We start from the raw sequence: 11,345 nt of genomic DNA, 5'->3' as shown, positions 1-11,345 counted from the left end.
GTTCGCAATGTCGACACCCGTATTGTCCGACTTCACGCGGACCTTCACGTTGTAATCGACCACTCTTTTCACAGGCACCAGGATTTTCATGCACACGCTCCAAAGTTACGAATACGACCAGCGGCCATTTTATAGCGAGGCCTCGATACTACGCGACCAGGCGGGCCAATCCATCATGGCTATCGAGGATAGCGCTCCTCTTCGGCGCCCCGGCAATAGCGAACGGTCGTTCTATTTTAAGAGGGAAAAAACCCGGACGGATAGCCCGGGTTTTCGATCATCGATTCTAATCACCGGCATCCGCACACCACGCACTACCAGGCCGCGATCACGGCGCCGCCGAACTTGCCCTCGATGAATTGCTTCACCTCGGGCGAATGATAGGCCGCCACGAGCTTCGCCACCCACGGCTTGCCCTTGTCGGCCTCGCGGATCGCGATGATGTTCGCGTACGGTCCGTTCGGATCCTCGATCGCGATCGCATCCTGCCTGGGTTTCAACCCTGCTTCCATCGCGAAGTTGGTGTTGATCGCGGCGGCGTCGACGTCGGCGAGCGAGCGCGGGATCTGCGCGGCGTCCAGTTCGACGATCTTCAGTTTTTTCGGGTTCTCGACGATGTCGAGGCGCGTCGCCTTCAGCCCGGCGTCGGCACGCAGCTTCAGGAGCCCCTGCTTCTGCAGCAGCAGCAGCGCGCGGCCGCCGTTGGTCGGATCGTTCGGGATCGCGACGCGCGCGCCCGGCTTCAGCTCCGCGAGCGACTTCACGCGCTTCGAGTAGATGCCCATCGGAAACGTGACGGTCTCCGCGATCTTGATCAGCTTGTAGCCGCGATCCTTCACCTGCGCCTGCAGATACGGATCGTGCTGGTAGCTGTTTGCGTCGAGATCGCCTGCGGCCAGCGCGGCGTTCGGCTGCACGTAATCGGAGAATTCGACGATCGTGATGTCGAGGCCGCGCTTCGCCGCCACCTTCTTCACCGCTTCCATCACCTGCGCGTGCGGGCCGCCCGTCACGCCGACCTTGATGGTCTCGGCATGGGCCTGCGCGCCCGCGAACAGCGCGGCTGCGCCGAGCGCCGCCGCGAGCTTCAGCATGATTCGTCGTTGCATCGAATGTCTCCGGATACGTTGTCGTTATTTATGGCTCAACCGCCGCACCAGCCAGTCGCCGAACGATTGTACGAGCTGAACGAACACGATCAGGATCGCGACGACCGTCCACATCACTTCCGGCAGGTAGCGCTGGTAACCGTAGCGGATGCCCAGATCGCCGAGTCCGCCGCCGCCGATCGCACCCGCCATCGCCGAATAGCCGACGAGCGACACGAACGTGATCGTCAGCCCGGCGATGATGCCCGGCAACGATTCCGGCAGCAGCACCTTGAAAACGATCTGCGACGTCGTCGCGCCCATCGACTGCGCGGCTTCGATCAGCCCGCGATCGACCTCGCGCAGCGCCGTCTCGACGAGCCGCGCGACGAACGGCGCGGCCGCGAGCGTCAGTGGCACGACGGCTGCGGCGGTGCCGATCGACGAGCCGGTGATGAGCCGCGTAAACGGGATCACCGCGACCAGCAGGATGATGAACGGCGTCGAGCGCACCGCGTTCACGACGCCGCCGAGCACGCGGTTCAACGCGAGATTCTGCAGCACGCCCTGACGGTCGGTCAGGTAGAGCAGCACACCGAGCGGCAGGCCGACGAGCGCGCCGACCGCCCCGGAGATGCCGACCATGATCAGCGTCTCCCAGAACGACTGCACGAACATATCGAACATCTCACTCAACATACGAAAGCTCCTCCACCACCACACCTTGCTCGCGCAGGAACGCGAGCGCCTGCCCGACGTTGCCCGGCTCGCCGCCCGCGAGCACCGCGAGCGAACCGAATGCCTGGCCCTGGATCTCGTCGATCTGGCCATGCAGGATGTTGAAATCGAGCGCGAAGCGGCGAATCGTCTCCGACAGGATCGGCTGATCGACGCCCGTGCCCGTGAACGCGAGGCGCAGCAGATGGCCGCGGCCCGTCTTCAGGCGCTCGGCGACGCGCGCCTTCATCGCGGGCGGCAGCTCCTGCGCGATCACGTCGCCGATCAGCGCGCGCGTCACCTCGTGATGCGGCTGCAGGAACACGTCGATCACCTTGCCTTCCTCGACGACGCGCCCCGCATCAAGCACCGCGACGCGGTCGCACACCTGCTTGATCACTTCCATCTGGTGCGTGATCAGCACGATCGTGAGGCCCAGCTCGCGGTTGATGCGCTTGAGCAGGTCGAGAATCGCGCGCGTCGTTTCCGGGTCGAGCGCCGACGTCGCCTCGTCCGACAGCAGCACCTTCGGCTTGCTCGCGAGCGCGCGCGCAATGCCGACGCGCTGCTTCTGGCCGCCGCTGATCTGCGCCGGATAGCGGTCCTTCTGCGCGGACAGCCCGACGAGGTCGAGCAGCGGCAGCACCGCCGCCTCGATCTCGGCGCGGCTCGCGCCGGCCAGCTCGAGCGGCAGCGCGACGTTCTCGTACACCGTGCGCGACGACAGCAGGTTGAAGTGCTGGAAGATCATGCCGATCTCGCGACGCGCCTCGCGCAGCTCGCGTGCCGGCAACATCGTCAGGTCGTGCCCGCCAACCACCACGTTGCCCTCGGTCGGCCGCGTCAGCAGGTTGATGGTGCGCACGAGCGTGCTCTTGCCCGCGCCGCTTCGGCCGATGATGCCGAACACCTCGCCCTGCGGAATCGACAGATTGACGTTGTGCAGCGCCTCGACCCACCCCTGCGGGCCCGCGAAGCGCTGCGACAGATTGCGTAATTCGATCATGTAAACAAAACGGCGGACGGCTGAGGAGCCAAACGTCCCGGGCTCCGCCAGTCGGCCGCCGATGCATCCTGGAAATAGCCGGCAATTTTACCGCAACCAGCTAATTCCACTTAATAATCGATTCCGATCTTTTCATAACCACACGAAATTAGAGGGCAATGCCGGTTCGTGCCGTGCGCGCCGCGTCTATGATCGGGAACCCGCCCACCCACCGCCCCACGGGAGATGCCAGATGAACGCTGCCACCGCCGCTTCGGCCACCGCACCCGCCAGCCCGGCCGCCGCGCACCCGCCGCTCACGGCGCGGCTGCGCACCGCCGACGGGCTGGCCCTGGCGTGCTACAAATGGCCGGCTCGCAACGGCGCGCCGCCACGCGCGACGGTCGCGCTCTTGCACGGGCTCGCCGAGCACGCCGGGCGATACGAAGCGCTTGCCGCGCGCCTGAACGCGGCCGGCATCGACGTCGTCGCCGTGGACCTGCGCGGTCACGGCCGCTCGCCGGGCAAGCGCGCGTGGGTCGAGCGCTTCGACGACTACCTGACTGACGCCGACGCGCTCGTGTCGGCGGCGGAACTCGACGGCGCGCCGCTGTTCCTGATGGGACACAGCATGGGCGGCGCGATCGCCGCGCTATACGCGATCGAGCGCGCACCGGCACGCGGCCGCGCGCCGGCCGGCCTCGTGCTGTCGAGCCCGGCGCTGGCGCCGGGGCGCGACGTGCCGCGCTGGATGCTCGCGATGAGCCGCTTCATCAGCCGCGTGTGGCCGACCTTCCCGGCGATCCGGATCGACGCCGCGCTGCTGTCGCGCGATCCGGCCGTCGTCGCGGCCAACCTCGCCGACCCGCTCGTGCATCACGGCCCGGTGCCCGCACGCACCGGCGCGGAAATCCTCGACGCGATGGCGCGCATCGAGCGCGGCCGCGGCGTGCTGCGCGTGCCGGTGCTCGTCTATCATGGCACCCGCGACAAGCTGACCGAGCCGGACGGCAGCCGCGCGTTCGGCGCGCACGCGGGCTCGCCCGACCGTACGCTCACGCTGTACGACGAGGGCTTTCACGAAACCATGAACGACCTCGAGCGCGAGCGCGTGATCGACGCGCTGATCGCGTGGATCACCGCACGCGCGCCCGCGCGCTGAATTCAGATGCCGGCCAGCACGCGCAGATGCGCGACGACGCTGCGCCCGAGTGCGGACAGGTTGTAGCCGCCCTCGAGACAGCTGACGATGCGGCCTTGCGCGTGACGGCGCGCGATATCGACGATCTGCGCGGTCAGCCATTCGAAGTCGGCCTCGACGAGACCGAGGTTGCCGACGTCGTCCTCCCGGTGCGCATCGAAACCCGCGGACACGAACAGCATCTGCGGCTTGAACGCGTCGAGGCGCGGCAGCCACAGCATGTCGACCGCCTCGCGGATCGCGAGACCGTTGCTGCGCGCCGGCATCGGCAGGTTGACCATGTTCGGCGCCGGATGATCGGCGCCGGAGAACGGATACAGCGGATGCTGAAAGAAGCTGCACATCAGCACCCGCTCGTCGTTCGCGAACGCCGCTTCGGTGCCGTTGCCGTGATGCACGTCGAAATCGATGATCGCGACGCGCTCGAGCCCGTGCACGTCGAGCGCATGCCGCGCGGCGATCGCGACGTTGTTGAAGAAGCAGAAGCCCATCGCGCGCGCAGGCTCCGCGTGATGGCCGGGCGGCCTCACGCTGCAGAACGCATTGCTGTAACGCCCGTCGATCACCGCATCGGTCGCGGCCACCGCGGCGCCGGCCGCATGCAGCGCCGCCCGCCACGTATAGCGGTTCATCGACGTATCCGGATCGATCTCGACGTAGCCCTCGGCCGGCACCTTGCTGCGGATGTAATCGATGTGCGCTTGCGTATGCACGCGCGCGAGCGCGGCTTCGCTCGCGAACGGCGCGGTCTCGTGCACGATCAGATCGTCGATCCGGCTCGCGATCAGTTGATCCTGGATCGCCGACAGGCGGGCCGGGCATTCCGGGTGCCACTCCCCCATCTCATGCAGCATGCAGTCGGGGTGGGTATAAAAGGCGGTTGCCATAAGCGTCGTACGCAGCGCGCGGGGCGCTGCGGGTCTCCCATCTCAATGTTGTAAATCGTCTTGCGCGAATTCGCCGCTAACTTACCACATCGTACGCCCGGTTCGGCTCGGCGCAGCGAACGCGTCGGTTATACTGCGCCGAACACATTCGCCTTGTCCGCTCCGGTTCGCCATGAATTACAAGAAGCCCGCCACCTCTCTTTCCCGTGCCCGTCTCCCGCTCGTTGCCGCCGCCCTCGCCGCCCTGTTCGCGACGTCCGGGTTCGCGCAAACGCAGGCGCCGGCACGCGCGGCCGGCAAGCTCACCGTCGCGCAGGGCCAGCCCCAGCAGCCGACGACGCCCGGCCAGACCTTCGAAGAAGAGATCGTGCCGCAGCGCTACGCGAACAACCCGAAGATCGATGCGTTCGTCAGCGAGATGGTGAGCCGCTACGATTTCGATCCCGCCCGCCTGCACGCGCTGTTCGCACGCACGAGCTATTCGGCGACGGCCGTCAAGCTCGTGATGCCCGCGCCGTCGCCCACGGTCAAGAACTGGCGCGTGTACCGCTCGCGCTTCATCGAGCCGATTCGCATCAATGCGGGCGTGAAGTTCTGGCGTGCGAACCAGGCGACGTTGCAGCGCGCGTCCGAACAGTTCGGCGTGCCGCCCGAGGTGATCGTCGGCATCATCGGCGTCGAGACGATCTATGGTCGCTACATGGGCAATTTCCGCGTGCTCGATGCGCTGACGACGCTCACGTTCGACTACCCGGACACGCCGAATCGCGAAAGCCGCCAGGCGACGTTCCGCAAGAACCTCGAGGACTTCCTCGTCTGGACGCGCGACAGCCAGCTCGACCCGACCACGGTGCTCGGTTCGTACACCGGCGCGATCGGCATCCCGCAGTTCCTGCCGAGCAGCATTCGCGACTACGCGGTCGATTACGAAGGCAACGGCCATATCGACCTGCGCAGCAGCCCGGCCGACGCGATCGGCAGCGTCGCCAACTATCTGAAGCAGCACGGCTGGGAAACCGATCGGCCGGTGGTCTGGCAGATCGCGCCCGACATGGGCAGCCAGGGCGTCGCGCAGGCCGCCGCGGACGGTCAGCCGGAACCGCACTGGGCGTTGTCGCAACTGCTGCGCGCGGGCCTCACGCTCAACGAACCGTCGCTGAACGTCGCGTCCGAAGCGAGCACGCCCGTGACGATCGTCGACCTGCCGTCGCCGGGGCGTGCGACCGAATACATGCTGGGCCTCAACAATTTCTACGTGCTGACCCGCTACAACCGCAGCTTCTTCTATGCGCTCGCGGTCTACCAGCTCGGCGAAAGCGTGAAGGCGCAGCTGGACGCGACGGGCGGCCTCGCGCGGGCGAGCGCAAGCGCGCAGCCGCAATAAGCGCGCCGCCCCCACAACGAAAAAAAGCGCCGAGTGGCGCTTTTTTCGTTTGATGCCGCAGGCGGTCTGATACCGCAGGCTGACTTATGCAGGGAACACGCCGGTCGACAGATAGCGGTCGCCGCGATCGCAGACGATGAACACGATCGTCGCATTCTCGACCTGACGCGCGATGCGCATCGCGACTTCGCACGCGCCGCCCGACGAGATGCCGCAGAAGATGCCCTCGACGGCCGCGAGCTTGCGGGCCATCGCTTCGGACGCGCCCTGGCTCACGTTTTCGACGCGGTCGATACGGCTGCGGTCGAAGATCTTCGGCAGGTAGGCCTCGGGCCACTTGCGGATGCCGGGAATGCGCGAGCCTTCCTCCGGTTGCGCGCCGACGATCTCGATTGTCGGGCTCTGCTCCTTCAGATACTGCGACACGCCCATGATCGTGCCCGTCGTGCCCATCGCCGACACGAAGTGCGTGATGCGGCCTTCGGTGTCGCGCCAGATTTCCGGCCCCGTCGCTTCGTAGTGCGCGAGCGGATTGTCGAGGTTCGCGAACTGGTCGAGGATCACGCCCTTGCCTTCACGCTGCATCTCGTCGGCGAGATCGCGCGCGAGCTCCATGCCGCCCTTCACCGGCGTGAGGATGATCTCGGCGCCATAGGCCGCCATGCTCTGGCGGCGCTCGACGGACAGGTCCTCCGGCATGATCAGCACCATCTTGTAGCCGCGGATCGCCGCGGCCATCGCCAGCGCGATGCCGGTATTGCCGCTCGTCGCCTCGATCAGCGTGTCGCCGGGCTTGATGCGCCCGCGCTCCTCCGCCTTGCGGATCATCGACAGCGCCGGACGATCCTTCACGGACCCGGCCGGATTGTTGCCTTCCAGCTTCGCGAGAATCACGTTGTTGCGCGCGCGAATCTCGTCGTCCGGCAGGCGGACCAGTTGCACGAGCGGCGTGTTGCCGATCGTGTCTTCGATAGTTTTGTATGCCATGGAGGTACCGTGAATGCGATGCCGATCAATCGATCGATTGTAAACCAGCGACGGCGGCCGCGCCGGCTACCCCCTTCGCGACGATGAAATACCGTTGCGGCGTCGGGCCGCACCGCCCTCGCACGCAAAAAACCCGCGGCATGCCGCGGGAAACCGCCGCATCAGGGCGGCTGAAGGAGCCTTTCCTGCGAGCAGCGCCCCCGCTATTTCTGCGCAGCGCGGGCGCCGGCGGGTTTCGGCGGAGCCGCCGACCCGGTCACCGGCACGGCCGCGGGCGCGCGCGCGGCGGGCGCGGCACCGATCGCCAGCCCCTCGCGCTGCAGGCGTTCGACGGTGTGGCCGCCCATGCCCTTCACGCGCGACGCCAGATCCTCCGCACTCTTGAACGGGCCGTGCGCCGTGCGCTCGTCGAGAATGGCCTTCGCCCGTGCCGGGCCGATGCCCTTGATGCCGACGAGCGCATCCTCGCCCGCGGTATTCACGTCGACCGCGGCCCACGCCGGCATCATCGCGCCCACCATCGCCACCGCGGCGAACCATTTCCTGATCATGTTCTGGATCTCCATGTGAAAACGGTCGGCGGCCGCCGACCGTGAGACCCAGTCTAGGGATTCGAACGACGCGCTTACAGTTGGCCGAACAGCCAGCGCACGTAGCGGTCGACGCCTTCCTGCACCGTCAGGAACGGCGCGTCGTAGCCGGCCGCGCGCAGCTTCGACTGGTCCGCCTGCGTGAAGCACTGATACTTGCCGCGCAGCGCGTCCGGGAACGGCACGTACTCGATCAGGCCCTGCTCGACCTGCTGCGCGAGCGTCAGCGGCGGCAGGTTGTCGAGCGCGCGCAGCGTGTTGACCACGCTCGTCGCGATGTCGTTGAACGGCTGCGCGCGCCCGGTGCCGAGATTGAAGATGCCCGACTTCTCCGGATGATCGAAGAAGAACAGGTTGACCTTCGCGACGTCCTCCACCGACACGAAGTCGCGCGTCTGCTCGCCCGGGCCGTAGCCGTTGTATTCGCCGAACAGCTTGACCTTGCCTTCCGCGCGGAACTGGTTGAAGTTGTGGAACGCGACCGACGCCATGCGGCCCTTGTGCGTCTCGCGCGGACCGTACACGTTGAAATAGCGAAAGCCCGCGATCTGGCTCTTCGCGCTCGGCAGCACACGGCGGATCACCTGGTCGAACAGGAACTTCGAGTAGCCGTAGACGTTGAGCGGCGCCTCGACCTCGCGCTCCTCGACGAAACGCGTCGAGCCGCCGTAAACCGCCGCCGACGACGCATAGAGGAACTGCGCGCCCTGCGCGAGGCAGGCATCGAGCACCGCGCGGCTGTAGCGGAAGTTGTTGTCCATCATGTAGCGGCCGTCGGTTTCCATCGTGTCCGAGCAGGCGCCTTCGTGGAACACCGCGCGCACCTTGCCGAACTCGCCGCGCGCGAAGCGCTCGACGAATTCGGTCTTGTCGAGATAGTCGTCGATCTCGCAATCGACGAGATTCCGGAACTTGTCCGCGCGCGTCAGGTTGTCGACCGCGATGATGCGCGTCTCGCCGCGCTCGTTGAGCGCCTTCACGAGATTCGCGCCGATGAAACCGGCCGCGCCGGTGACGATGATAGTCATGATCGTCCTGCCTGAAGAAAGTTGCGGCACACGCCCGGCGCAACCGCGCCGCACGCGCGCTCAATGAAACAGTTCGTCGTAGTCCACCGTGGCGGTGCCCAGCTTGCCGACCACGATCCCGGCCGCGCGATTCGCGAGCACGACCGCGTCGACGAGCGGCACGCCCGCGCCGAGCATCGTCGCGACGGTCGCGATCACCGTGTCGCCCGCGCCGGACACGTCGTACACCTCGCGCGCAAGCGCCGGCGCATGCAGCTCGCCGTCACCGGAGAACAGCGTCATGCCCTCCTCCGAGCGCGTGAGCAGCAGTGCATCGATGTCGAGCGCCGCACGCAACTTCGCGACCCGTTCGCGCAGATCGTCCTCCGACTTCCAGTGTCCGACGACCTCGCTCAGCTCCGCGCGATTCGGCGTGATCAGCGACGCGCCGCGATAGCGCTCCCAGTCGTCGCCCTTCGGATCGACGAGCACTGGCTTGCCCGCCGCGCGCGCCTTCGCGATCATCGTCGTCACGTGCGTGAGGCCGCCTTTCGCGTAGTCCGACATCAGGATCACGTCGTGCTGCGGCAGCAGCGCGTCGAAGCGCGCGAGTCCCGCGAGCAGCACTTCGTGCGTCGGCGTTGCTTCGAAGTCGACGCGCAGCAGCTGCTGCTGGCGCGCGAGCACCCGCAGCTTGATCGTCGTCGGCAGCTTGGGATCGCGTTCGAGATACGGCGTGACGCCGCTGCTGCCGAGCAGCTCGACGATCCGCTCGCCCGGCTCGTCGCAGCCGACGACACAGAGCAGCCCGGCCTGCGCGCCGAGCGTCACCGCATTGCGTGCGACGTTCGCCGCGCCGCCGAGACGCTCTTCCTGGCGCTGCACGTGCACGACCGGCACCGGCGCTTCCGGCGAGATGCGGTCGACGTTGCCGAACCAGTAGCGATCGAGCATCACGTCGCCGACGACCAGCACGCGCGCGCGCGCGAGCTGGTCACGCGGCACCGGGCCGGGCTGGCCGGGCACGGCCATCGTGCGCTCAGCCACGGGAGAAAGCCTGGGGATCGACATGGGGACGTCCGATTGCATAGTAGTCGATGCCGAGTTCGGCCATCTCGTCCGGCTCGTACAGGTTGCGTCCGTCGAAGATCGTCGGCGCCTTCAGTTCCGCCTTGAGACGGGCGAAATCCGGGCTCTTGAACTCCTTCCACTCGGTGACGATCACGAGCGCGTCTGCGCCGATGACCGCCGCGTCCTTCGTATCGACGAAGTGCAGGCGCGACAGCGCGTCCGAGCCCTCGCCCAGATCCAGCGCGAACACGCGCCGCGCCTCGTCGAGCGCGACCGGATCGTACGCGCGCACGGCCGCGCCGCGCTCGAGCAGCGCCTCGATCAGGCGGCGGCTCGGCGCTTCGCGCATGTCGTCGGTGTTCGGCTTGAACGCCAGGCCCCAGACCGCGAATTCGCGGCCGCTCAGGTCGGCGCCGAAGCAGCGCTCGATCTTGCCGAGCAGCACGCTCTTCTGCGCGTGGTTGGCCTCCTCGACCGCTTCGAGAATGCGCAGCGGCTGGCCGTTCTCGCTCGCGGTGCGGATCAGCGCCTGCACGTCCTTCGGGAAGCACGAGCCGCCATAGCCGACGCCCGCATACAGGAAGTGATAGCCGATGCGCGGATCCGAGCCGATTCCGCGCCGCACCGCCTCGATGTCGGCACCGACCTTGTCGGCCAGGTTCGACATCTCGTTCATGAACGAGATGCGCGTCGCGAGCATCGCATTTGCCGCGTACTTCGCGAATTCCGCCGAACGCACGTCCATGTAGATCGTGCGCTCGTGATTACGGTTGAACGGCGCGTAAAGCGTCTTCATCTTCTCGCGCGCGATCGCGCCGGTCTCGTCGCTCTCGACGCCGATGATGATCCGGTCCGGCCGCATGAAGTCGTCGACCGCGGCACCTTCCTTGAGAAACTCCGGATTCGAGACGACCGAGAAGCGATGCGCGACACTGCCCGCGAGCCCGCGCGCGGCCAGCGCCTCTTCGACGACACCTTGCACGCGCTGCGCGGTGCCGACCGGCACGGTCGACTTGTCTACGATCACCTTGAAGCCGGTCATATGCCGGCCGATGTTGCGCGCCGCCTCGAGCACGTATTGCAGGTCGGCGGAGCCGTCCTCGTCCGGCGGCGTGCCGACCGCGATGAACTGGATCTCGCCATGCGCGACGCTCGCCTCGATGTCGGTCGAGAACCTGAGCCGGCCCGCCGCGCAATTGCGCGTGATGATCTCCTGCAGGCCGGGCTCGTGGATCGGCATCCCGCCGTTGTTCAGGATGTCGATCTTGCGCGGATCGACGTCCAGGCAGAAGACGTCATGACCGATTTCAGCGAGGCACGCGCCGGTGACGAGACCCACATAGCCCGTGCCGATGATGGTGATTTTCATAGATGTTCCGGTGATTCTTCCCGGTGATTGACTAACTGGGCCGCCGGGCAAGACCCGGC

General features: G+C 66.8%; 11 protein-coding genes and 1 pseudogene. 2 read left to right on the top strand and 10 right to left on the bottom strand.

The annotated features are described in order from the left end of the window. From LIG30_RS26670 to LIG30_RS22740, 4 genes and pseudogenes are all read right to left on the bottom strand, one after another. Window positions 1–90, bottom strand: a pseudogene (locus tag LIG30_RS26670) (electron transfer flavoprotein subunit beta/FixA family protein); the annotation flags it as partial. A 224-nt stretch (window positions 91–314) separates the two neighbouring features. Then, window positions 315–1,109: a MetQ/NlpA family ABC transporter substrate-binding protein gene (locus LIG30_RS22750; protein WP_038715709.1), complete on the bottom strand. Its 795-nt coding sequence runs from the start codon at window positions 1,107–1,109 to the stop codon at window positions 315–317. 24 nt (window positions 1,110–1,133) lie between these two features. After that, on the bottom strand, window positions 1,134–1,787 hold the full coding sequence (locus LIG30_RS22745; RefSeq protein ID WP_038715706.1) for a methionine ABC transporter permease: 654 nt from the start codon (window positions 1,785–1,787) through the stop codon (window positions 1,134–1,136). Further along, entirely contained in the window at window positions 1,777–2,811 is a 1,035-nt protein-coding gene (locus LIG30_RS22740) for a methionine ABC transporter ATP-binding protein (protein WP_038715705.1), read from the bottom strand. The genes LIG30_RS22745 and LIG30_RS22740 overlap by 11 nt, the downstream gene beginning before the upstream one ends. Window positions 2,812–3,043: 232 nt before the next feature. On the opposite strand from LIG30_RS22740, the gene LIG30_RS22735 reads away from it, so the two are divergent. Next, window positions 3,044–3,952: an alpha/beta hydrolase gene (locus LIG30_RS22735; RefSeq protein WP_038715703.1), complete on the top strand. Its 909-nt coding sequence runs from the start codon at window positions 3,044–3,046 to the stop codon at window positions 3,950–3,952. A gap of 2 nt (window positions 3,953–3,954) precedes the next feature. On the opposite strand, the gene LIG30_RS22730 is transcribed toward LIG30_RS22735, so the two are convergent. Beyond that, window positions 3,955–4,878 carry a histone deacetylase family protein gene (locus LIG30_RS22730; protein ID WP_038715701.1) on the bottom strand — a complete coding sequence of 308 codons (924 nt, stop codon included), beginning with the start codon at window positions 4,876–4,878 and terminating at the stop codon, window positions 3,955–3,957. Between the two features lie 172 nt (window positions 4,879–5,050). On the opposite strand from LIG30_RS22730, the gene mltB reads away from it, so the two are divergent. Continuing rightward, complete coding sequence (mltB, locus tag LIG30_RS22725; protein WP_038715698.1) at window positions 5,051–6,262, top strand: lytic murein transglycosylase B; 1,212 nt, start codon at window positions 5,051–5,053, stop codon at window positions 6,260–6,262. A gap of 84 nt (window positions 6,263–6,346) precedes the next feature. Here the strand turns inward: mltB and cysM are convergent, their stop codons facing one another. The 5 genes from cysM to LIG30_RS22700 all read right to left on the bottom strand — a co-directional run bounded on the left by cysM (window position 6,347) and on the right by LIG30_RS22700 (window position 11,286). Next, a complete protein-coding gene (gene cysM, locus LIG30_RS22720) occupies window positions 6,347–7,249 on the bottom strand; it encodes a cysteine synthase CysM (protein WP_038715696.1) in 903 nt (300 codons plus the stop codon). A 203-nt stretch (window positions 7,250–7,452) separates the two neighbouring features. Next, window positions 7,453–7,800, bottom strand: a complete 348-nt coding sequence (locus tag LIG30_RS22715; RefSeq protein WP_038715724.1) for a ComEA family DNA-binding protein — start codon at window positions 7,798–7,800, stop codon at window positions 7,453–7,455. 74 nt (window positions 7,801–7,874) lie between these two features. Further along, window positions 7,875–8,867 carry an ADP-glyceromanno-heptose 6-epimerase gene (rfaD, locus tag LIG30_RS22710; RefSeq protein WP_038715694.1) on the bottom strand — a complete coding sequence of 331 codons (993 nt, stop codon included), beginning with the start codon at window positions 8,865–8,867 and terminating at the stop codon, window positions 7,875–7,877. A gap of 60 nt (window positions 8,868–8,927) precedes the next feature. Then, window positions 8,928–9,917, bottom strand: coding sequence for a D-glycero-beta-D-manno-heptose-7-phosphate kinase (gene rfaE1 / locus LIG30_RS22705; RefSeq protein WP_083494144.1), 990 nt, complete (start codon window positions 9,915–9,917; stop codon window positions 8,928–8,930). Beyond that, window positions 9,886–11,286 carry a UDP-glucose dehydrogenase family protein gene (locus LIG30_RS22700; RefSeq protein ID WP_038715693.1) on the bottom strand — a complete coding sequence of 467 codons (1,401 nt, stop codon included), beginning with the start codon at window positions 11,284–11,286 and terminating at the stop codon, window positions 9,886–9,888. Before LIG30_RS22700 ends, rfaE1 begins: the two co-directional genes overlap by 32 nt. Window positions 11,287–11,345: the final 59 nt, after the last annotated feature.

This window comes from Burkholderia sp. lig30 (assembly GCF_000687455.2).
Classification (GTDB): domain Bacteria; phylum Pseudomonadota; class Gammaproteobacteria; order Burkholderiales; family Burkholderiaceae; genus Burkholderia.
Note: the sequence above shows the minus strand (reverse complement) of the source record. Positions and strands in the feature narration are given on the sequence as shown.

Coding starts and splice junctions, on each gene's coding strand:
- LIG30_RS22750 (WP_038715709.1), bottom strand. CDS start 1,109: ATGCAACGACGAATCATGCTGAAGCTCGCGGCGGCGCTCGGCGCAGCC.
- LIG30_RS22745 (WP_038715706.1), bottom strand. CDS start 1,787: ATGTTGAGTGAGATGTTCGATATGTTCGTGCAGTCGTTCTGGGAGACG.
- LIG30_RS22740 (WP_038715705.1), bottom strand. CDS start 2,811: ATGATCGAATTACGCAATCTGTCGCAGCGCTTCGCGGGCCCGCAGGGG.
- LIG30_RS22735 (WP_038715703.1), top strand. CDS start 3,044: ATGAACGCTGCCACCGCCGCTTCGGCCACCGCACCCGCCAGCCCGGCC.
- LIG30_RS22730 (WP_038715701.1), bottom strand. CDS start 4,878: ATGGCAACCGCCTTTTATACCCACCCCGACTGCATGCTGCATGAGATG.
- mltB (WP_038715698.1), top strand. CDS start 5,051: ATGAATTACAAGAAGCCCGCCACCTCTCTTTCCCGTGCCCGTCTCCCG.
- cysM (WP_038715696.1), bottom strand. CDS start 7,249: ATGGCATACAAAACTATCGAAGACACGATCGGCAACACGCCGCTCGTG.
- LIG30_RS22715 (WP_038715724.1), bottom strand. CDS start 7,800: ATGATCAGGAAATGGTTCGCCGCGGTGGCGATGGTGGGCGCGATGATG.
- rfaD (WP_038715694.1), bottom strand. CDS start 8,867: ATGACTATCATCGTCACCGGCGCGGCCGGTTTCATCGGCGCGAATCTC.
- rfaE1 (WP_083494144.1), bottom strand. CDS start 9,917: ATGTCGATCCCCAGGCTTTCTCCCGTGGCTGAGCGCACGATGGCCGTG.
- LIG30_RS22700 (WP_038715693.1), bottom strand. CDS start 11,286: ATGAAAATCACCATCATCGGCACGGGCTATGTGGGTCTCGTCACCGGC.